Consider the following 20,914-nt stretch of genomic DNA (forward strand, 5'->3'; position numbering starts at 1 on the left):
CTCTTTTTAATAGTGTTTCTTTGCCCGATCCATCTCTCGTCGGTCTTCTTTTTCTTTTAGTGTTTGACGCTTGTCGTATTCTTTCTTACCCCTTGCTAACGCAATATCAACCTTTGCTCGTCCGTTCTCATCGATGAAGATAAGTGTTGGAATAATTGTGAAGCCTGGGTTCTTTGATTCTGCTTCAAGGTTGCGTATTTCTTTTCGGTTTAATAAGAGTTTTCGGGGGCGTTTTGCCTCATGATTGGCATACGACCCATAGAAATAAGGAGATATATTCATCCCCTGTACCCACATTTCACCTTTTGTTATATAGCAGTAAGAATCAACCAACGAAGCCTTACCAGCACGGATAGACTTTATCTCAGTACCAGTAAGAACAATACCTGCAGTGTAAGTGTCAACAAAGAAATATTCGAATGAAGCTTTCTTGTTTCTTATCTGAACAGGCGATTTCTTTCTTTTCTCTTGTTGTTCCTTATTCATTTTCAATTGTTGCAAAATTCTCAATATGGTCATCGATGTAGGCAGCAATCATTGCACACCATCGTTCCTCATTGACCACAAATTCATCATCAAACTCGTCAAATTCTGGCATCTGTTCGTATAAAGCCATGAAATCTTCGTCAGACTCAACAGCTTCAATTGCCTCACGATACTTTTCGTAGTATTTCTTTCCGTGACGAATGTGTGTGTATAGCTCTCGAATGCCCCAGTTACGCATAGCAACTGCAAAAGGGTTCTTGAAGATAAATGCTCCATAGCCATTGTATATCAATTGGATATAACCTCCATCCATCACTTCCTGATGAAGATAACTCCATGCCAACAGTGTTATCTGATCAGCATTTAGTTGCTGCATTGTCTCCAATGTCAGCTTATTATCTATTGCATTGCCAATGGCATCAACAAAGACCTGAACAAAACTGTCCATTCCTTCTTCAACGGCTTTGCGTATATCGCTATCTTTTACTTTGACGTCAATCATTGTTATATCTTTTGTTATACAATTCTAAGGGTTATGTAAGTACTGGCAGAGAAATGGTCTTCAAAATGCCAAATGCAACTTATCTTCTGCAAAGATAATGCAAATGAGCGCAAAAGAAGCTTGCTTCTAATTTGCCGAGTGCAGTTTATCTTCTGCAAAGATAATGCAAATGAGCGCAAAAGAAGCTTGCTTCTAATTTGCCGAGTGCAGCTTATCTTCTGCAAAGATAACTTTTTTTTCTTGATTATGTCTTTATCAATTGCTATTTCTTTTGTATAAGCTTATATACAAGCATATAAAGAGAGAATTCTTAGACTTTTTCCAGTCTTATCTTATGTTATTTTAGACTGAATATGATTTATAATTTTAATACTATTCGAAATGAAATATATTTACACTTTCAGCCTCTATTTTTGTTTAAAATGAATTATAAAACGCTATTTTGGAAAACTATATAATATCCAGTAAATCAATATGTTGTGAGAATAGAGAAATAATAGTTGCTTAGTTGGCTTCTTAAAGGGCGTTAGTTGCCCTTCAATTGGGCGTCTTTTGAAAGGCAATTAAGCCTTATTTAGAACGCCATTAAGCATCTATTAATATTGAGGATGAGAAAATATATTACAAAAGAGTGTGGTTTTTGTTTTTTCTTATATTATCATTTCTGCTTTTTCTTATCTTATTCAAGATTTCTTATCTCTATATGTGAATCATACATTCATCCTCCCCAGTCTTCAAATCATATTCTTTTTTGAATAAAGAAAAAGCCCACTCATAAAAATGAGCAGGCTTTAATTCTATAGTTGTAAATTGATTACTCTTCAACTGGAGTGAAATCATCCTTACCTACACCGCAAAGAGGGCAAACCCAATCCTCTGGGATATCCTCAAATGCTGTACCTGGCTCAATGCCGCTATCTGGATCACCGAGTTCTGGGTCATAAATATAACCACATGTCACGCATTCGTACTTCTTCATAATGCTCTGTTTATAATGTTAAAAATTAATTTTAATTTGAATTATATCGTTTGCAAAGTTACAAGTATTTTGTAATAATTACACAATTAAATAGTTAAAAAATGCTATTGTGTTAATGTGCTAATATTGCTCATAGATACAAAATCTTCTGATTTACATGCAAATACAATGTCTGTATACTTGTTGAAAAAAGTATCTTTAAGGATTTAATTCGTACATTTCACTTGGTATCTTTCTTTTTAATACTTCAAGTGTAAATTCCTTACCAATAACAATTCCACTATCACGTAAAACAGATTCAATTGTCTTTTTAGCCAATTCTGGATGATTGTTTTCATCACTCAAATGGCATAGCCATACATGGTGTAAAGCAGGAGAAGCATTCTCTAAAAGTGCTTTTGCACAAGCTTCATTGCTAAGATGACCATTTGGTCCACTGATACGTTCCTTTAAATGTCGTGGATATGGTCCTGCTGCTAACTTCTCTGGTTCGTGGTTTGCCTCTATAACTAAGTAATTAGAAACAGAAATAAACTGAGCAATCTCATCTGTGATATGTCCACAATCAGTGATTAATGTAAATCGGATTCCATTATATTCTATAGAATACCCAACGCAATCGGTACTGTCATGGGGGACCTCGAAAGGTGTTACTTTAAATTCACCGATAGAAATCTTTTCACCTTTTTTTAAGTATCTAACATATTGTGAATCAACTTTACGTCTTACACACCAGTTTTGGCTAATTCCTCTATGAACATCCTCTGTTGTATATACAGGTAGTTGCAAATCACCACTTATAGAGCCAACCGACTTCACATGATCAGCATGATCATGGGTGATAAGCACATTATGAACCATATTTAATTGCAGACCATAGTTGTGGAAATGCTTCTTTAATGTACGAATACCAACACCACAATCAATCATTAGACAGTCTGTGTCAGTATATAAAAGATAGCAATTACCACTACTACCACTGCCGAAAGATAAAAACCTCAGCATTATTTTCTTATTTTAGGCAAATGTAACAAAAGTATTTTGATAGACAAAATTATTGTTTATGTTTGCCTTATTATACACTCTACTTTTAGGAATAATTAAATATAAAGGTATCTATGAAATGACTAAAATGGAAGTCCTACGGCGAAATGGAACGTAAAGTCTCGCTTTAGATTGGGATGCCATAAAGCATAATGCTCCTCCGTACTTGTATATGCAGGATTAATGGCTTTCATACCACCATCAAATCGAAGTATGAAGTAGTCGAAATTGAGGCGTAAACCAAGTCCGTATGCAACAGCTATTTGGTTATAGAAGTTTTTGAAATTAAACTGTCCGCCTGGTTGGTCAGCATAATCACGCAGTGTCCAGATGTTTCCTGCATCTATAAAAGCTGCTGCATCAAGTTTCCAAAACAGATGTGTACGATACTCCGCATTTAAGTCAAGCTTCATATCACCAGTCTGGTTGATAAAGTCTATTCGACCATCAACACCCTTAAACTTACCTGGTCCTAACTCTCTTACGCTCCAACCGCGAATAGAGTTAGCACCACCAGAGAAATAACGCTTCTCAAATGGAAGTACTGTACTGTTTCCATAAGGAATTGCAATACCCAAGCCACCATGTAAAGCTAAGGAGTTACGCTCGTCAAAGCGTAGTATCTTGGTATAATCGAAGTCGAACTTTGCATATTGTGCATAGGCAATATTAAAGAGTGTTCGTTTTCCTTCACTATTCTTCTTGAAGTTAAAAACACCGCTAAAACCATTCAATAAGTTACCTGCCAATTCCATTCTTGCTCTGAATGCTTGGTTAGCCCCACTGTAATTCACACCAAATCCTGTGCGCAAGATAAATAAATCTTGATAGTTATAACGTAGAATAGCATTGCGAGTTGTCGCATTGTCGAGATAGTCATGCTTAAAGGTCTCACTAATCCACGGCATATATACGTAGCTGAGGTTAAGGAGATCAAAGTCGTATGTCAGGTGACGAACAGGATTTGACCAATGATATTTCCATGCAGAAGAAAAGACTCGACGGTGGAACTCTGGTCTGTTTTGAAGATTCCATCCCACAGATACCTCTGATGTTGCACTACTCTTTCTTTTAAAGTTCTTTGAGATAAATGGGGCCAAGAAGCGAGGGAACTGCAGATGTGCTTGTACACTATATTCCTCATAGTCGCTATTCTTATAGCCTTCAAGGCCTTTAATGGCCTCAAAGGCTGCTCGGAACTCTAAACTTAAATGTTCACTACCTCTAAATAGATTCCTATTCTGATAAGAAAGTACGGCTGCCGCACCTAAATCACCCGCTGTATTTGTTCCTTCTGGTTGGAAAGATATTGTGTTAGGTTTATTGTTTGAAACCTGAATATCAGCATCTAAGTAATGCGTAGAAGATGTTGTATAGGTAAATGTCTTACCTATCACCAAACTATCATAGCGAGGAACTTCCCTAAAATTGATATTTGTGTAACGTACTGCACCAAGACGTGAGAAGTTGTTATAAGTCTTCTGTAAGTCTGTCGCAGAGAAGTATTTGCCTTTTTCTATTAGGGTGTTATCTTCCAAGATTCCCTTTCTAAGATGGAAACCTGTTGAATCTCCTGGAATAAAATTAACGTTATTAATGACGTAGCGTGGGTGTAGCGTTGGTTCAGCATCGCTATTCTCAACGTATTTCATTAAGTGCAAGGTCACGTTTACATGCTGTCTACCTTGTGTAGAGTCTGCAGTATAATATATGAAGTCCTTATGAAATCTATAGAAACCAGAGTCATTCAAGATATGTGTAAGCCTTTTACGCTCGTCATCCAAGGATGTAACGGTAAACTGATGTGGTCGATCAGTATCTGTTTTGAGGTGAGAAGCAAGTACTTTCTTTATAACTGAATCTTCAATTTCGTAGTTAAATCGATCAATGATATATGGGTCACCTGGGTGAAGCTGGTAATTAAGGGTAAGTTTCTTACCTTTAACTTTTTTGCTTACGTCTACTGTTGCATTCATATAACCCATATTTTGCATTGCAACCGTCAAGTCCTCAGACGAAAGACGAGCCTGAACAGAATCATACAATACGGGTTCCTCTCCCATTCTACGGAGTGTACGGTTAATCCATTTCGTTGTATCTTCTCCCGCCATAGCGTAAGTTCCTAATGGAATCTTAAAGAGAGAGAACCAACGTGAGTTCCCTTTTTGACGTACATACTGCATCAGAAGCGAAGAGTTAACGTCCTTTCTGTCAGAACGTAGCTCTACCTTATCCAAAAGATATTGCCCATCAGGAACAAACTTATCTGATGAACACGCTATGACTACAAGCGTAATCATAACGATAAAGGTAGGTGTAAGAATTCTATATAACTTTGAAAATATCATTGATATCCTAATTTTTAATCTAAAAATAATGCAAGTGAGCACAAAGAAAATTTAATTTCAATTTGCCGAACGCAGCTTATTTTATGCAAAAATAATGCAAGTGAGCGCAAAGAAAATTTACTTTCAATTTGCCGAACGTAGCTTATTTTATGCAAAAATAATGCAAGTGAGCGCAAAGAAAGTTGACTTTCAATTTGCCGAACGTAGCTTATTTTATGCAAAGGTAGTAAAAAGTTAAGAAGTAATAGATGACGAGTGGATAGTTTTTTGTAAATTTGCGAAGTGATATCAAAAAATAAGATAAAGCTTATCCATTCTCTTGAGACTAAAAAAGGAAGAGAGAAAGTAGGATTATTTGTAGCAGAAGGACCTAAAGTTGTCAATGATTTGCTGCACGAAGGGTTTGTGGCAGATGAGATTCTGGAAGATATTGAAGACATCAAAAAGGTTTCTTTTCTCCAACATCCACAGCCTGTTTTGGGTATTTTCAGAATGCCAGAAGAAGATTGTAAACTAACAAATGATTACTTAAGTTTATTCAATAAATATATTGATAATCAACTTGTATTAGCTCTTGATGGTGTGCAAGACCCAGGCAATTTGGGTACAATCATTCGAATTGCAGATTGGTTTGGAATCGAAAACATCTTCTGTTCAAATGAAACAGCAGACTGTTGGAATCCAAAGGTTGTACAGGCAACAATGGGAAGTATTGCAAGAGTAAAACTTTATTACTTAAACTTAAATGAGTTGATAGACCATCTCCCTGCTGACTACCCTATCTATGCCACCCTTTTGGATGGCAATAACATTTATAGTCAAGAACTCTCTCATCACGGAATGATTGTAATGGGAAATGAGGGAAAAGGTATATCTTTCCATCTCAGAACAAAGATTAATCGAAAACTTTTGATTCCAAACTATCCTCCAGAGCGTGAAACGGCAGAATCTTTGAATGTAGCCATCGCAACATCTATTGTTTGTGCTGAGTTCAGAAGACGATAAAAGGCTGTTTTTCTTGAAATAATTAACTACCAACCTACAAAGAAACATAATATGATAGACTTACAGAAACTGGTCAGAACAAATATTAGAGAACTCATCTCTTGCGCTGAAACCAAAGCTGAAGAGAATGTAAGGGATTCTCAACATATTATGCTTGATGCTAACGAAAATCCTTATAATAAACCGTTTAACCGTTATCCATCTGACAATCAGACAGAGATAAAGGAAGAACTTGCAAAACTTAAAGGTGTTACACCTAAGGATATTTTCTTAAGCAATGGCTCTACAGAGGCGATAGACATGTGCTATCGTATCTTCTGCCAGCCCAAGGTTGATAATGTTGTTGCCATTGAGCCAACCTGTGAACTATACAAACGTTATGCTATATTAAACGATATTGTGTATCGATCTGTACTTTTGGATGATAGTTTTCAGTTAAATGCTACCGCTCTACTTAACGTTTGTGACAAGCATACTAAGCTGATTTGGCTTTGCTCTCCTAATTCGCCAAGTGGTAATGTATTGAACGTAGAAGAAGTTGAGAAGGTATTGAAAGGTTTTGATGGTATTGTTGTTATTGATGAGGCTTATTCTGACTTCTCACGTTTACAAACCTTCCGAGAGCGTTTGTCAGAGTTTCCTAATATGATAGTTCTCAACACTTTTTCTAAAGCATGGGCAAGTGCTGCAATTCGGTTAGGTGTTGTTTATGCGCAAGAAGCTATCATTAACGTATTTAACAAAGTGAGCGGTCTTTATCATATCAATCAACTTACACAAGAACAAGCCATTGATGTGCTTAAGCACCGCTATGATATTGAAGATTGGATAAAGATACTCTTATTAGAACGCAAACGCATGATAAGTGCCTTTGCGAGTTTAGCTTGTTGTGAGAAAGTTTATCCATCGAATGCCAACTTTTTCTTAGCTCAGATGAAAGATGCGCAAAGTGTGTATGATTATCTGTGTGAAAAAGGTATCAATGTATGGAATTGTTCTAACGTATCGTTATGCGATAACTGTTTACGCATAACAATAGGTTCTAAGGCTGAAAACGCAGAAATCCTTGGAATACTTAGATATTATAAGCCAACAACATAGTCTTAAAGTCTATAAGTTGATGTTGTCTTATTACAGCATCAACTTATAGATAATCAAATACTTCTGTTTAGTATTATACGATAAGACGTCTTCGTATAAGTAATTTAGCAATGTCTTGTTTATTTCATGGTGACTATAAGATATGGCTCTAATGCCTTTTTGTGATAGTGCGGAGCCCCAGCACCAATGGTGCGGACGGTTAACACCAATGGTGCAGATGGTTAATAAACACGTGGACCAAAGATAGTTGTTCCCACACGAACCATCGTTGAGCGACATTCCACAGCTATGTCATAGTCATGACTCATTCCCCATGAACGCTCCTTGAACTCTGAATCATCAGCAAAATACTTTGCTTTCAGTTCATCAAAGAGCTCTGCTGCCATTGTCATCTCCTTTTTAATCTGATTACGGTCATCAACATTCGATGCCATCATCATTAACCCCGAGATATGTACATGCTTAAGCTCTTTCCACTCACCACTCTCCAATAGTTCACGACAAGCATCAGGAGTGAAGCCATACTTTGTTTCCTCTTCTGCAATATGAAGCTCAAGAAGGACATTGATAACACGATCATACTTCGCTGCATGCTTGTTGATTTCCTTCAATAACTTCAAAGAGTCAACTGCTTCAACCATAGAGATATAGGAAGCAATATACTTCACTTTATTGGTTTGTAGATGACCAATAAAATGCCACTCGATATCTTTGGGAAGCGTTTCAACCTTTTGTGTAAGTTCTTGCACTTGACTCTCGCCAAAGATGCGTTGCCCTTCACGATAAGCAGCTTCGAGGTATTCGTTAGGGTGAAACTTACTGATGGCAACCAACTTCACACCATCAGGAAGATTCCCAAGCACTTCGTGTAAATTCTTTGCTACATCATACATAATTGTAAGTTTCTTTCTTGTCTATTAATTAATTTACTTCTCGAACTCTGGCTTATCGTTCTTCTTTCCAGCACGATGCTCAAAGACATCCATAATCTTTGTTTCAGTGATAGCAGCAATCTCGTAATCAATCATTGTACCCCCCATCACCTCGTCTACATGCTTAACTGCACCGCTTACAGAATGAGCCTGGACAAGATAAGTTACTGAAGTACGCTTTGCTTTATCTGTTTTTTCGTCCAATGTGATGAAAGAAAGCTTTGCCTTAAACCACTTATCGTCAGTATCGATATCGCTAAAGAAAATCTCACCGAATGGTGCTGGAGAAATGGCTTTTACGTCAAATTCACCGCTAACATAATGTGACATTTCCTCTGTGATAAACTCCTCAGCCTCAGAGAAACTGAATGCATCAACCACATACTGTTCAATGACTTTCTTGTTCTGACCATCTTCCATGGTCTTGTCATATCTAACTCGTGTTTCAAACCAAGTGCTTGTTCTACTTCTCATAATTATTCTTTAAGTTTTTAGGCCCTGCTTTTCAACTATCAAATAAAGAAAAAGCGAAGAGCAATAGGCGGTTTTTATAGATGTGCAAAAGTAGTAAAAAATCTGCGTTAATCTGCTAAAAGTGCGGTTAAAATAAAAAAAATGTCTATCTTTGCATCATAGTAAAGAATATAAGAGCAGACATCTTCTACTCTCATACATTATCGGGAGAATAAATAAAGTCAATATGCCGGAAATATCAGTTCGTGGACTTGAAATGCCGGAGTCACCTATTAGAAAACTGGCTCCACTTGCCGTTGCTGCAAAGAAACGTGGTATTAAAGTTTACCATTTGAATATCGGTCAACCTGATCTTCCAACACCGCAATGCGGACTGGACGCTTTGAAAAAGATTGATCGTAAACTTTTAGAGTACTCACCATCTCAAGGCTATCTTTCTTATAGGGAAAAACTCTGTGACTTTTACGAGAAGTTCAATATTAATGTTACACCAGACGATATCATCATAACCGCTGGTGGTTCTGAAGCTGTGCTCTATTCATTTATGGCATGTCTAAATCCAGGAGATGAAATCATCGTTCCAGAGCCTGCATACGCCAACTACATGGCATTTGCTATATCAGCTGGTGCAAAGATAAAGACAATTGCAACCTCTATAGAAGAAGGTTTTGCACTGCCTAAGGTTGAGAAGTTTGAAGAACTTATCAACGAGAAGACACGTGCTATCATGATATGTAATCCGAATAACCCTACTGGTTATCTGTATACAAGAAGGGAGATGAATCAGATTCGAGATCTTGTTAAGAAGTATGATCTTTACCTCTTCTCGGATGAGGTTTATCGTGAGTATATCTATACTGGTTCGCCTTATATCTCTGCAATGCACTTACAGGGAATAGAGAATAATACCGTACTTATTGATTCTGTATCAAAGCGTTACAGTGAGTGTGGCATTCGTATTGGTGCGCTAATAACAAAGAATGAGGAGATTCGTAATGCTGTGATGAAGTTTTGTCAGGCACGCCTCTCTCCCCCACTCATTGGTCAGATTGTAGCAGAAGCAAGTCTTGATGCACCTGAATCCTACTATCGTGATGTCTATGATGAGTATGTTGAGCGTCGTAAATGCCTGATTGATGGGTTGAATCGTATTCCGGGAGTATACTCTCCTATTCCTATGGGAGCCTTTTATACTGTAGCTAAACTTCCTGTTGACGACTCAGATAAGTTCTGTCGTTGGTGTTTGGAGGAGTTTAATTATGAAGGTGAAACGATAATGATGGCACCTGCCAGTGGTTTCTATACTACACCAGGTGCTGGACATAACCAAGTCCGCATTGCTTACGTACTTAAACGTGAAGACTTACAGCGTGCTTTGATTGTTCTTCAAAAAGCTTTGGAGGTTTATCCGGGACGTGTAGAAGAAGAATAAAGTCTGTTTATAATTCACAATTCATGATTCAGAATTCATAATTATGATTACTGATATTTGTTCTCGTTAATCCCCTTCTCAATTTTATTTAAGAGACTATTATGGACTGAAGATTGGTAAATAATTGTCAACAAGGAATAAGAACAGACTTGTACAATTAATATATAGGAATAGAAGATTCGCTCATACAGAATGAAGGTAATCATAATTATGAATTATGGATTATGAATTCTGCATTAAAGTAGTCATCATAATTATGAATTCTGAATTATTGAATTATAAATTAAAATAATGAACTATCCGCTTTTTATTGCTCGCAAAATATATAACGGAGGAGACAAGACACGAAAGGTATCAAAGCCTGCTATTACCATTGCTACTATTGGTGTAGCAATTGGTTTAGCTGTAATGATCGTGTCTGTATGTGTTGTATTGGGTTTTAAGCATTCTATCCGTGATAAGATGGTGGGCTTTGGAAGTCATATAACTGTAGCCAACTTCCTTACATTGCAGGGCTCTGAACAATATCCAATAGCAGTAAACGATTCACTTATAAAGGAACTCAAGGCGGTACCAGGTGTAAAGCATGTGCAGCGTTATGCGTATACGCAGGGCATATTAAAGACCGACAATGATTTCTTAGGTGTTATGTTGAAAGGTGTTGGACCAGATTTTGATTCTACCTTTATACATAACAATATGGTAGAGGGAAGTCTCCCCCATTTCTCTGCTACAGAGAATCAACAGAAGTTAGTTGTCTCTAAAACGATTGCTGACAAACTAAACCTGAAGGTAGGACAACGTCTTTTTGCCTACTTTATCAACGATCAAGGTGTTCGTACACGTAAGTTTACTATTGCTGGTATCTATGAAACAAACATGAAGCAGTTTGATTCGCAGATTTGTTTCACTGATTTATATACAGCTAATAAGCTAAACGGATGGGAAGCCGACCAATGTAGCGGAGTTGAATTACTTGTCAACGACTTCACACAGCTTAATAATATTTCTTCTCGTGTACTTAATAAGGTGAAGAATACGGTTGACCATTATGGCGAAACCTACTCTTCCGAAAACATTATAGATCAAAATCAGCAGATATTCTCTTGGCTTGATTTAATGGATTTAAATGTATGGATTATTCTTGCACTTATGGTAGCGGTTGCTGGTGTTACGATGATATCAGGTCTATTGATTATCATTCTCGAACGTACCCAAATGATTGGTATCTTAAAGGCACTTGGTTCACGTAATCGTCAGATACGTCATATCTTTCTTTGGTTTGCTACCTTTATTATTGGTAGAGGTCTGCTTATTGGAAACCTCATAGGATTAGGCGTTATCTTCTTACAGAAGTGGACTGGACTTATAAAGCTCGACCCACAGACTTATTATGTAAGTACGGTGCCAGTAGAAGTAAACCTCCCCCTTATTATAGGTCTAAACATTGCTACAATGTTGGTATGTGTAGCTGTTCTGATTGCACCAAGCTATCTTATAAGTCGCATCCACCCAGCTAAGTCAATGCACTACGAGTAACAACATTTATTCCCTTCAGAATGAAAACCATTAAAAGGAATCGAGTCGTTATCTATATTTCTGTTATTATAGAGATTATTTTAGTTGTACTTTGTGTCATTAAATATATCCCTGTATATAACATCTATATAGGAAAGCTGCGGGCTAAGGATCTAATTGAAAGATTAGAAAATTATAAAAAACAGCACGGAGAATATCCAGAAACTTTGAAGCCTATAGGCTTTCCAAAGGCTGAAATAGGTGAGTATGTGGAGTATAAAGGTACTTGTTATTATTATATAAGACACAGTGAATGTGACTTTGAATTGTTAATTCCTGATGGTTTAGACTCCCCTATTTACTATTCACTCGCCGAAAAATGGTTTAGTGTCAACAGGGGTGAAATTATCAAACAGCTTACAGAACCACTTTATAAAAAATATCTATTAGCAGAGTCTTCAAATAAACTCACAACCTCAGTACGTAGCAACGTTACAAAAAGTGAGAAGGAAAACATTCCTTTCTTTAACTACACAACAGCAGACAGCATAATTTTTATTAAGAAGTTTTATGACAAGAAACATATTGCTTCAAAGGGCTTTGCTTTAGTTGACGTTAAAACTAAAAGAATAAAGCCTATTGGAGCTTGGACTATATTTACTTACAACGGAAAGAGTTATCAAGTTACTTATGACAAAGATTCATCTAAAGGACAAATTTTATCACGTCTTTACTTGCGGGTTACGTGCTGGGGCGAGTAAATTAGGTCTATTAACTATCTTATCTTTGATGGTATTTTCTTGTACGCATAGAAAGCCTATTGAAGTGAAGAAGCATAGAACTGATATTAGCTTTATTAATAACCGAGATGTTCATTTTGATATCTTGTATGTGGCTTGCGATTCCTGTTTTCCTATTCACGATATTGGTTATCGTGTACGTGTAAAGTTATCCGCCAACGAGGATAGCCTTATAAGAACTATTAAGAAAGAACAATGGTTGCAACTTTTGCAGAATTCGGCAACTGATTATGCAGCCAATGCCTTGTTATATTCCCTTTACAATCGTGATGCAATAGTTTTATTATACCATAGAGACATCGAAGATTGGAGGATGTCTATGAAGGAAGATGATATAAATTACTGGAAAGGTAATCTTCGATTTTGTAAAGAAAATTACAAGGTTGAAAAATAATTGAGGCTTAATTCGATTCGAATTAAGCCTTAATTGATGTTCAAAAGGGCGTTAATTGAAGCCTTACTAACGCCCTTTAAGAGTCGAAGTAAGCACCTTTTCTTACACGAGTTTGTAATCATTTGATTTACTTTTAGTTACAAAGGTAATTGAAAATGCTATATTCTTATCGTTTTAAGGTATAATATAAGAAAAGTATGTAAACTTTTTTCTAATCCTTATTGTGGTATTTTTAGAGTGAAAATATTACTTATAAGTTTTATGTTGTTACTTAGCACGCATCGTGCTATTGGTAAGCACCAATTGTGTGAGAGCCTAACACCAATGGCGCGAATGCTAAACACTTTATAAAATACTACCGCAGTGGTGTCTTTTTAAGTCTTAATTCCTACAATAGACATCTAAAGTTTATTGGGAGAAAACACCTCTCCTTCCAAGCCAACAATGGTATCAATTCTTATTTTTGTTCTATCTTTCATTATAATGATGCGTTCATTGGTTCGAATAGCCTTGACAACACCTGTAATTGTAAGGTATTGTCCACCATCCTTACGTCCGTCGGGTTGGAAGTAAGTAATTGTAATTGATGGTTCTTCTTCTAAACAAGTGGTAAGAATTGAAAGTTTTCTGTCCATCAATTGACGGTCGTCTTCCATCATCTCAATCTTTGAATTTGTTTGTCGGGCAGTCTCAGCAATTGCATCCCCATAACCAGTAAGAGCTGAAAAGGGGGCAAACTGTGCCGCCCGATTATAGAGACTCATCTGTGGATGTCGCTTTGAGACATGACGAGGAAGATGAATTATGTCGTCGTAATTATCTGTCATGCCTTATGTCCTCCTATCTGTTTGTTTCGTTCTCTTGCTGTCGAACCTTCATCAAAGTTCAAGCCACGAAGCATAGAGTTCTTACCAAATCGTTTTTTAATATTGATAATCGTTTCTTGTATCTTTCTTTCACGTGTCAACTCGGCATCTTCAACCTGCTTTTCTCGCCTTATAGCTTCATAATCTGTAAACATATCAAGCTCAACAGGATTATGTGCCTTTTGCTTCATTTGCTCTTCACTAATGACGTGATTAGTTGAGATACCCAATCTTCTGACTAATAATCTTTTATCAACAATCTCGTCATAAAGAGCAAGAACAGCCTTGGCTATTAGGCAAGTTGAAGACGTATATCGATGAAGATTGGCTGTTCCGTGTGAACTTTTTGGTACTTTTCGTCCATACCAGTCAACAGTAACAGGACCAGTATAGCTCTTTCCTGCAGGCGAAGTCAAACTTTCACGATCGTAGCTAACGTGTAAGACGAGTTGATCTGTAACGCAACGTTTCTCAACTAAGTCTAAGGCTATCGCATCAATCATCTCCTGCACGACAACTCTTGTTTTACGAAAGCTGTATGGTTCTTGAAGAACTTGACCGCTACTCATTGAACTATGCTCTGGTCGATAAGCTTTAACCATCTCCATTGTACATGGCTCCCAGCCCCAAGCATGGTCGATAAGCAACTCGGCATTTACTCCAAAGAGCTTATAAAGAAGTTCTTCTTGATGAATAGAGCAGCGTGCAATCTTGCCCATCGTGTCTATCCCATAGGAATATAGACGCTGCGCAATACCTCTTCCCACGCGCCAGAAGTCTGTAAGTGGGCGGTGATCCCAGAGTTTTTCACGATAACTTTGTTCATCTAATTCGGCTATACGCACTCCGTCTTTGTCAGCAGGAATATGCTTTGCAACGATATCCATAGCCACTTTACACAGATACATATTCGTACCAATGCCCGCAGTTGCTGTTATACCAGTCTCACGTAGTACGTCGCTTATCATCTTCCTTGCCAATTCATGACCTGTCATCCGATAGCTGGAAAGGTAAGCAGTAGCATCAATAAACACTTCGTCTATCGAATACACATGTATATCCTCTGGTGCTATATATCTCAAGTAAATATTGTATATCTTTGCACTATGCTTGATATAATGCGCCATGCGGGGAGGTGCTGTTAGATAGTCAACAGCCCAGTCAGGATGCTCTTCAAGTTCTTTTGCATTATATGATTTCCCCGTAAGTTCTTTTCCGGCTAAGATTCTACGCTCATCATTGACCTCTTTTAATCGTTGTATTACCTCAAATAAACGTGCTCGTCCTGGAATACCGTGTGCTTTCAACGAGGGTGATACTGCAAGGCAAATCGTCTTTTCAGTTCTTCCTTTATCTGCAACAACTAAGTTGGTTGTCATAGCATCAAGTCCACGCTCTACGCACTCCACACTGGCATAGAACGATTTAAGGTCTATGGCTATGTAAGTTCTGGTAGATGGTTTACTTGATGGAGACATTTTGAGGAAAAAGTAGGTGTTTAAAAGTTTAATAAAATAGTATTGTAGGAATCAAAAGATGATTAAAGAGAGTTAGTGAAGTTAAGCACCAATCCTCTGTTACAGATAAATTAGCGTCTTACCTTACTTTACTAACTCTCTCTAAAATCCTTTTTTTCAGCTTTTAATAGTCTTTTTCAGTGTATTGTTCATCCAGCAACACCTTTGAAGGAGTCTTGCCTGAACGATAAGTATATCTGAAATTGAAGCCAGCATCCTTATAACCTTTTGTACCAGCATCAGCCTTTAACGCATCATTTAAAGCTTTTCTTAACTCTGACTTCTTAGAAATAATAGCCTGTTCATTATCAGCATTTCCAACAAGTGAGTAATAGTAATGGATTGTACGAGTCGATGGTTCGAAGACCATACTGTCCATTCTTGTGTCATTTACTACGGGTGTAGGACACTTCTTCTCGGTATATTCTTTGCATTCCTGTGCTGCTCTGTCCTCCAGACTGTTACGACAAGCAGAAAGAGAAAGCAGCAGTACGCCTGCATAAAGTAAGTGTTTCATTCTCATTCAAGTTAATATTAATTTGTAAGGGGCTTTATGTAAAGATAACACCTTTTATTTTCACCCTAACCATATATCTGTTGCAAAGATAAGAAAAAATAGGCAATTTCTTATTTTAAGGTTCTTAATTCTCAATATTTATAACTATATTTGCACTTTGAAAATATAGACAAACGGATGAATCATATAAGAAATTTCTGCATTATTGCCCATATTGATCATGGTAAGTCAACCTTGGCGGATCGTCTCCTTGAATATACTCAGACGATAAAGATTACTGGTGGGCAGATGCTCGATGATATGGATTTGGAGCGTGAGCGTGGTATTACTATCAAGAGTCATGCTATCCAAATGGAGTACACATTGGATAAGGAGAAATATGTCCTTAATCTTATTGATACTCCGGGACACGTAGACTTCTCTTATGAGGTGTCACGAAGCATTGCTGCATGTGAAGGAGCATTGCTGATCGTTGATGCAACACAGGGAGTACAGGCTCAGACGATTTCTAACCTCTATATGGCTATCGATCATAACTTGGAGATTATTCCTGTTATCAACAAGATTGACATGCCTAATGCTATGCCAGAAGAGGTTGAGGATGAGATTGTTGATCTTATTGGTTGTGACCCTGAAGATATTATTCGTGCCAGTGGAAAGACTGGTGAGGGCGTGCCAGACATTCTTGAAGCAATCATTAAGCGCATCCCTTCACCAACTGGTGATATCAAAGCTCCTTTGCAGGCACTTATCTTTGACTCTATTTTCAATTCCTTCCGTGGTATTATTACACTGTGTAAGATTGAGAATGGTGTCATTAGAAAGGGTGATAAAGTTAAGTTTGTACAGACAGGTATGGAATATGCTGCTGATGAAGTGGGCGTATTGAAGATGGATATGATGCCTACTCAACAGCTTTCAACGGGCGAAGTTGGATATATCATCTCAGGTATTAAGAATGCCACTGAGGTGAAAGTGGGTGATACTGTTACCCATATTGTTAATCCTTGTGAGAAAGCTATTGAAGGATTCCAGGAAGTTAAGCCTATGGTCTTTGCTGGCGTCTACCCTGTTGATCCAAATGACTACGAAGGTTTGCGTACATCTTTGGAGAAACTGCAGTTGAATGATGCCTCATTAACCTTCCAGCCAGAGAGCTCTCAGGCTTTGGGCTTTGGTTTCCGTTGTGGCTTCTTAGGCCTGCTTCACATGGAGATTATACAGGAGCGTTTGGATCGTGAGTTCAATATGGATGTTATTACCACTGTTCCTAACGTAAGCTACATGGTATATGACAAGCAAGGAAACGAGAAAGAGGTTCATAACCCATCTGGTCTACCAGATCAGACAATGATTGATCATATTGAAGAACCATATATCAAGGCATCTATTATTACTTCCAGCGAGTTCATAGGTCCTATCATGACGCTTTGTCTTGATAAGCGAGGTGAACTTATTAGCCAGAACTATGTGAGTGGAAATCGTTTGGAACTCCTCTTCATGATTCCGTTGGGTGAGATTGTGATAGACTTTTATGATAAGTTGAAGAGCATTTCAAAAGGATACGCTTCATTTGATTATCATATAGATTCGTACCGCCCTTCTAAGTTGGCAAAGCTTGATATTCTTTTGAATGGAGAGCCTGTTGATGCCCTTTCAGCACTGACACATGAGAGTAATGCTGTTGTGTTTGGACGAAGAATATGCGAGAAGCTAAAAGACTTAATTCCACGTCAGCAGTTTGATATCGCTATTCAGGCTGCTATCGGAGCAAAGATTATAGCAAGAGAGACCGTTAAGCAAGTACGTAAGGATGTTACTGCCAAGTGTTATGGTGGTGACATTAGCCGTAAGCGTAAACTTCTTGAGAAGCAGAAGAAGGGTAAGAAGCGTATGAAGCAGATTGGAAACGTACAGGTACCACAGAAGGCATTCCTTGCAGTATTGAAGTTAGATTAAAATCAAAGGTATAAGAAAGGAAAGGAAAATGAAAGATTTGGTAAACGATACAAGAGATATAGCGCGTGAATTGGCACGTAAATATAGTACGATGACTCATGACGAGTTGGATGTACTTGAAAGTATCCTCGTGCCAATGAAATTCGCTAAAGGACAGATGATTCTCAGTGAGGGTGAGGTCTGCAAGCACGTTTATTATATAGAAAGAGGTCTTATTCGCCAATTCTATTTCAAAAATGGTAAGCAGATTACAGAACACTTAGGAGAGGACAGAAGTATCTTTATGTGTATTGAAAGTCTTTTCCGTGAGGAGCCTACTAAACTACAAGTTGAGGCTTTAGAGCCAACATGGGTTTATGCTCTACCAAAACAGAAGTTAGAGCAGGTAGCACTTCATAATGTCAACATTCAGATTCTCTATCGTAAGATATTGGAAGAGAGTCTTATCACTTCACAGGTTCACGCAGACCTTGTACGTTTTGAGACTGCACAAGCTCGTTATAAGAGAATGTGTAAGCTAAGCCCACAGGTTATCTTGCGTGCACCACTGGTTTATATTGCCAGCTATCTGCAGATGACCCCAGAAACATTAAGCCGTGTTCGTTCATCAACATTGCTTGATGATTAATACGTTTTTATACTAATCAAGCGTTATAAGCAGTTAGAGGAGTTAAATAATCACCTACTATTCGTATTGAAAAGCGAATGATAGAAGATGATGGTAATTATTTAACTCCTCTAACTTTTTTCTTTTTATAAATCATGATAGAAGGGAGAATACATTAATTGGGACTCCCAGTAATCTATCTAACCACCCTATCCTACTTCCCTAACTCTCCCACATAGTGGATAATTCTCCCTTCACTTGTCACACCTTCAATTATAATATGATAGTTTGAACTATATTCTGATGGTAAAAGTAGACGGAAAGAGCTACCACGTAATGAAGGTAACCACACTGGAGTATGTGCGTTAGGAGTGTAACTTTGTGGAATTTGATAGCCTAATGTTGTAAAAGTCTTCGTATTTGTTAGTGGTACAGAAGCTGCTTTGAAATCTCCTTTCTTTGTTGTTATTGAGATAACACCCATACCACCAATCGCTCCCCAGATAACTGTTGAGCCACCCTTAAAGACATCTACTCTCTCAACATCAGACATTTGAACGTTGTCTAAGTCGTAATCATCATTTAGAAATATTCCATCTATGGCAATAGCGGCAGGTCTTTTTCCATCTACAGCCGTCCCCCCTCGCACATAGCATTTTCCCAATTCTACTCTAACACTTGGTACTCTGCGCAACAACTCATGCAAACAAGTTGCGCCAATGCTTTCTATATCACGAAGTCCAAAGGAGAAGTCTGCGGTGCGCGCATAAGCATCAGAACGAGAAGAATAGGTAGGCTGATGACTAAAAACGTTCACTTCTTCCATTTGTATACCACCTTTAGGAAGTGCCAATGTTGCATCTATACGTGTTGTATCATTTCCTATCCATTCAAACGGAGGGAGTTGGCCAGTATATGAGGGGAACTCCTCTTCGTCTAATAGCAGTTTTACCCATGATTTTCCAGCCTTTGTAAACGCATTAAGAACATATTGTGTGCCTTCTGGAAAATCTATACCTTCAAATGAAAAACGACCTTGTGCATCGGTTTTAGTGACAGCATAAAAACCTTTATCGGGTGAAATAAGATTTACTACACCTTCTTTTATGGGCTTATGACCAATCAATGTTTCAACTCGTCCTCGTATTACTGTCGATTTCTCAATACTAATCTTTCCCTTCTTACATTCCCCTTTAATTACGTCGGCCATTCGATATCGATTCCAACTACAGCTATCGAGCAATCGTTCTGACTCATTATTGAAAAGAATCGATGCTGGTTGCTCTGGACGATCTGCTACATCCATATCATATAATAAATGAGAAAGAATATTTGATTGTCCATCTAAAAGGTTTGTTCCACCATATTCTACACGTACAGATACGTCCATTGTTTCCCCCTCACGTAGATTATTAGCCTTGATAATACAAGGTACTTGACCGTCATTTGTCTTTTCTGTTTCTATCCATTTTACTGATATAGTACACAATTCTTTCTCTGGATATATTAACTTCAGTTTTTCTTCAACTGTGTTTAAGTTGGCATCAAGAAGTTGGAAAGAGTAAATTCCACCTTGAGACAGACTATCATAACTCAGAATAACATCTTTATCTTTGCTTATTTTTCCAAAGTATATAGGAACGGAACGACAGTGAATAAAGAGTCTATAATCGGTTTTAATACTATCAGAATAATTATCAATACTTACTTTAATATTATTTCCTAATTTATTGATATACAACTTTAATTTAGTATTTCCTTTAATCGTATTTGTAGCCTTACTATATTTGCAAGGTAAGAGCTTTCCCTGCCCACCAATAAAGATACTTTTAAGACTTTCATAGCTACTGAGGTTCAACATATTCTTCGTATAGCTACGCAACAAATAACGTCCTTTTACTACTCCCTCAGGGATGTCTATATGTCCAACAAAACCTTGATCGCTTCGTATCAAACGTACTCGCTTTACAACAAGATGTTCTGAATTAAGGAGTTCTACATATACGTAATGACTCATACTATCCGTCTGATGAACTACGGCATTCACTAAGAATACACGCAAATGGATTCGTTGTCCCGCCTGATAACTCTCTGCATCCGTAAATATGTATGTCTTTTCCTGTGGAAACAATTGTACTTGCCGAAGGATACGACTCAATAATACATTGTTTGTCTGCGCATACAATGATGTGTTAAAGCATATCAGTAATATAGTAAATATTAGTTTTCTCATAATAGATTGGCATCAGTAAATGAGTTCTATAACCGATTTTCAATAATGAAAATAAGCATCTGTAGAGTTATATGCAAACTTACACAAAATTCTTAAATAATATGGTCGTAAAATAGAAAAACCATACACTATTGTATAAAAAACTTTATATTTTATGTCTGTTTAGAGTATTATTCCTTTCTTTAATTCCCTAAACTGCT

The 20,914-nt window shown here is 37.5% G+C and carries 19 protein-coding genes; 8 read left to right on the forward strand and 11 right to left on the reverse strand.

Annotated features, from left to right (window positions below):
* Window positions 1–6: 6 nt before the first annotated feature.
* The 5 genes from smpB to PMEL_RS11405 form a co-directional block, all read right to left on the reverse strand.
* Window positions 7–486, reverse strand: a complete 480-nt coding sequence (gene smpB / locus PMEL_RS11380; protein WP_120175377.1) for an SsrA-binding protein SmpB — start codon at window positions 484–486, stop codon at window positions 7–9.
* Window positions 479–988 (reverse strand): DMP19 family protein, encoded by a 510-nt coding sequence (locus tag PMEL_RS11385; RefSeq protein ID WP_120175378.1) that lies wholly within the window; start codon window positions 986–988, stop codon window positions 479–481. The genes smpB and PMEL_RS11385 overlap by 8 nt, the downstream gene beginning before the upstream one ends.
* Before the next feature lie 814 nt (window positions 989–1,802).
* Complete coding sequence (gene rd, locus PMEL_RS11395) at window positions 1,803–1,967, reverse strand: rubredoxin (protein WP_120175380.1); 165 nt, start codon at window positions 1,965–1,967, stop codon at window positions 1,803–1,805.
* A gap of 198 nt (window positions 1,968–2,165) precedes the next feature.
* Window positions 2,166–2,972, reverse strand: a complete 807-nt coding sequence (locus PMEL_RS11400) for an MBL fold metallo-hydrolase (RefSeq protein WP_120175381.1) — start codon at window positions 2,970–2,972, stop codon at window positions 2,166–2,168.
* Window positions 2,973–3,094: 122 nt separating this feature from the next.
* Complete coding sequence (locus tag PMEL_RS11405) at window positions 3,095–5,359, reverse strand: BamA/TamA family outer membrane protein (RefSeq protein ID WP_120175382.1); 2,265 nt, start codon at window positions 5,357–5,359, stop codon at window positions 3,095–3,097.
* Between the two features lie 282 nt (window positions 5,360–5,641).
* Here PMEL_RS11405 and PMEL_RS11415 point away from each other — a divergent pair, with 282 nt between their 5' ends.
* Entirely contained in the window at window positions 5,642–6,364 is a 723-nt protein-coding gene (locus tag PMEL_RS11415; RefSeq protein WP_120175383.1) for an RNA methyltransferase, read from the forward strand.
* A gap of 51 nt (window positions 6,365–6,415) precedes the next feature.
* Window positions 6,416–7,465 (forward strand): histidinol-phosphate transaminase, encoded by a 1,050-nt coding sequence (gene hisC, locus PMEL_RS11420; protein WP_120175384.1) that lies wholly within the window; start codon window positions 6,416–6,418, stop codon window positions 7,463–7,465.
* A gap of 221 nt (window positions 7,466–7,686) precedes the next feature.
* On the opposite strand, the gene PMEL_RS11425 is transcribed toward hisC, so the two are convergent.
* Both PMEL_RS11425 and PMEL_RS11430 read right to left on the reverse strand, forming a co-directional pair.
* Entirely contained in the window at window positions 7,687–8,358 is a 672-nt protein-coding gene (locus PMEL_RS11425; RefSeq protein ID WP_120175385.1) for a YggS family pyridoxal phosphate-dependent enzyme, read from the reverse strand.
* 33 nt (window positions 8,359–8,391) lie between these two features.
* Window positions 8,392–8,871 (reverse strand): DUF4494 domain-containing protein, encoded by a 480-nt coding sequence (locus tag PMEL_RS11430; RefSeq protein WP_120175386.1) that lies wholly within the window; start codon window positions 8,869–8,871, stop codon window positions 8,392–8,394.
* A 226-nt stretch (window positions 8,872–9,097) separates the two neighbouring features.
* Here PMEL_RS11430 and PMEL_RS11435 point away from each other — a divergent pair, with 226 nt between their 5' ends.
* The 4 genes from PMEL_RS11435 (at window position 9,098) to PMEL_RS11450 (ending at window position 13,015) form a co-directional block, all read left to right on the forward strand.
* On the forward strand, window positions 9,098–10,303 hold the full coding sequence (locus tag PMEL_RS11435) for a pyridoxal phosphate-dependent aminotransferase (protein ID WP_120175387.1): 1,206 nt from the start codon (window positions 9,098–9,100) through the stop codon (window positions 10,301–10,303).
* Window positions 10,304–10,594: 291 nt separating this feature from the next.
* Window positions 10,595–11,842 (forward strand): ABC transporter permease, encoded by a 1,248-nt coding sequence (locus tag PMEL_RS11440; protein ID WP_120175388.1) that lies wholly within the window; start codon window positions 10,595–10,597, stop codon window positions 11,840–11,842.
* Window positions 11,843–11,862: 20 nt separating this feature from the next.
* Window positions 11,863–12,582 carry a hypothetical protein gene (locus tag PMEL_RS11445; protein ID WP_120175389.1) on the forward strand — a complete coding sequence of 240 codons (720 nt, stop codon included), beginning with the start codon at window positions 11,863–11,865 and terminating at the stop codon, window positions 12,580–12,582.
* A gap of 64 nt (window positions 12,583–12,646) precedes the next feature.
* Window positions 12,647–13,015: a hypothetical protein gene (locus PMEL_RS11450; protein WP_231999431.1), complete on the forward strand. Its 369-nt coding sequence runs from the start codon at window positions 12,647–12,649 to the stop codon at window positions 13,013–13,015.
* A 401-nt stretch (window positions 13,016–13,416) separates the two neighbouring features.
* On the opposite strand, the gene PMEL_RS11455 is transcribed toward PMEL_RS11450, so the two are convergent.
* The 3 genes from PMEL_RS11455 to PMEL_RS11465 all read right to left on the reverse strand — a co-directional run bounded on the left by PMEL_RS11455 (window position 13,417) and on the right by PMEL_RS11465 (window position 15,921).
* Window positions 13,417–13,842: a hypothetical protein gene (locus PMEL_RS11455; RefSeq protein ID WP_120175391.1), complete on the reverse strand. Its 426-nt coding sequence runs from the start codon at window positions 13,840–13,842 to the stop codon at window positions 13,417–13,419.
* Window positions 13,839–15,359 carry a DNA methylase gene (locus tag PMEL_RS11460; protein WP_120175392.1) on the reverse strand — a complete coding sequence of 507 codons (1,521 nt, stop codon included), beginning with the start codon at window positions 15,357–15,359 and terminating at the stop codon, window positions 13,839–13,841. The genes PMEL_RS11455 and PMEL_RS11460 overlap by 4 nt, the downstream gene beginning before the upstream one ends.
* Before the next feature lie 163 nt (window positions 15,360–15,522).
* Complete coding sequence (locus PMEL_RS11465) at window positions 15,523–15,921, reverse strand: hypothetical protein (RefSeq protein ID WP_120175393.1); 399 nt, start codon at window positions 15,919–15,921, stop codon at window positions 15,523–15,525.
* A 171-nt stretch (window positions 15,922–16,092) separates the two neighbouring features.
* Here PMEL_RS11465 and lepA point away from each other — a divergent pair, with 171 nt between their 5' ends.
* Together lepA and PMEL_RS11475 are read left to right on the forward strand one after the other, a co-directional pair.
* Entirely contained in the window at window positions 16,093–17,874 is a 1,782-nt protein-coding gene (gene lepA / locus PMEL_RS11470) for a translation elongation factor 4 (RefSeq protein WP_120175394.1), read from the forward strand.
* 28 nt (window positions 17,875–17,902) lie between these two features.
* Window positions 17,903–18,502, forward strand: coding sequence for a Crp/Fnr family transcriptional regulator (locus tag PMEL_RS11475; protein WP_120175395.1), 600 nt, complete (start codon window positions 17,903–17,905; stop codon window positions 18,500–18,502).
* 193 nt (window positions 18,503–18,695) lie between these two features.
* Here PMEL_RS11475 and PMEL_RS11480 read toward each other — a convergent pair whose 3' ends face one another.
* Window positions 18,696–20,714, reverse strand: a complete 2,019-nt coding sequence (locus tag PMEL_RS11480; protein WP_172586792.1) for a TonB-dependent receptor plug domain-containing protein — start codon at window positions 20,712–20,714, stop codon at window positions 18,696–18,698.
* Window positions 20,715–20,914: the final 200 nt, after the last annotated feature.

It is taken from the genome of Prevotella melaninogenica, assembly GCF_003609775.1.
In the GTDB taxonomy this organism is placed as follows: Bacteria; Bacteroidota; Bacteroidia; order Bacteroidales; family Bacteroidaceae; genus Prevotella; species Prevotella melaninogenica_A.

What these genes read in the sequence shown, in the direction of transcription:
- PMEL_RS11400 (WP_120175381.1), bottom strand. Translation starts at nt 2,972, where the DNA reads ATGCTGAGGTTTTTATCTTTCGGCAGTGGTAGTAGTGGTAATTGCTAT.
- PMEL_RS11460 (WP_120175392.1), bottom strand. Translation starts at nt 15,359, where the DNA reads ATGTCTCCATCAAGTAAACCATCTACCAGAACTTACATAGCCATAGAC.
- PMEL_RS11445 (WP_120175389.1), top strand. Translation starts at nt 11,863, where the DNA reads ATGAAAACCATTAAAAGGAATCGAGTCGTTATCTATATTTCTGTTATT.
- PMEL_RS11465 (WP_120175393.1), bottom strand. Translation starts at nt 15,921, where the DNA reads ATGAGAATGAAACACTTACTTTATGCAGGCGTACTGCTGCTTTCTCTT.
- PMEL_RS11475 (WP_120175395.1), top strand. Translation starts at nt 17,903, where the DNA reads ATGAAAGATTTGGTAAACGATACAAGAGATATAGCGCGTGAATTGGCA.
- PMEL_RS11455 (WP_120175391.1), bottom strand. Translation starts at nt 13,842, where the DNA reads ATGACAGATAATTACGACGACATAATTCATCTTCCTCGTCATGTCTCA.
- PMEL_RS11440 (WP_120175388.1), top strand. Translation starts at nt 10,595, where the DNA reads ATGAACTATCCGCTTTTTATTGCTCGCAAAATATATAACGGAGGAGAC.
- PMEL_RS11425 (WP_120175385.1), bottom strand. Translation starts at nt 8,358, where the DNA reads ATGTATGATGTAGCAAAGAATTTACACGAAGTGCTTGGGAATCTTCCT.
- PMEL_RS11480 (WP_172586792.1), bottom strand. Translation starts at nt 20,714, where the DNA reads ATGAGAAAACTAATATTTACTATATTACTGATATGCTTTAACACATCA.
- smpB (WP_120175377.1), bottom strand. Translation starts at nt 486, where the DNA reads ATGAATAAGGAACAACAAGAGAAAAGAAAGAAATCGCCTGTTCAGATA.
- hisC (WP_120175384.1), top strand. Translation starts at nt 6,416, where the DNA reads ATGATAGACTTACAGAAACTGGTCAGAACAAATATTAGAGAACTCATC.
- PMEL_RS11385 (WP_120175378.1), bottom strand. Translation starts at nt 988, where the DNA reads ATGATTGACGTCAAAGTAAAAGATAGCGATATACGCAAAGCCGTTGAA.
- PMEL_RS11430 (WP_120175386.1), bottom strand. Translation starts at nt 8,871, where the DNA reads ATGAGAAGTAGAACAAGCACTTGGTTTGAAACACGAGTTAGATATGAC.
- PMEL_RS11405 (WP_120175382.1), bottom strand. Translation starts at nt 5,359, where the DNA reads ATGATATTTTCAAAGTTATATAGAATTCTTACACCTACCTTTATCGTT.
- rd (WP_120175380.1), bottom strand. Translation starts at nt 1,967, where the DNA reads ATGAAGAAGTACGAATGCGTGACATGTGGTTATATTTATGACCCAGAA.
- lepA (WP_120175394.1), top strand. Translation starts at nt 16,093, where the DNA reads ATGAATCATATAAGAAATTTCTGCATTATTGCCCATATTGATCATGGT.
- PMEL_RS11435 (WP_120175387.1), top strand. Translation starts at nt 9,098, where the DNA reads ATGCCGGAAATATCAGTTCGTGGACTTGAAATGCCGGAGTCACCTATT.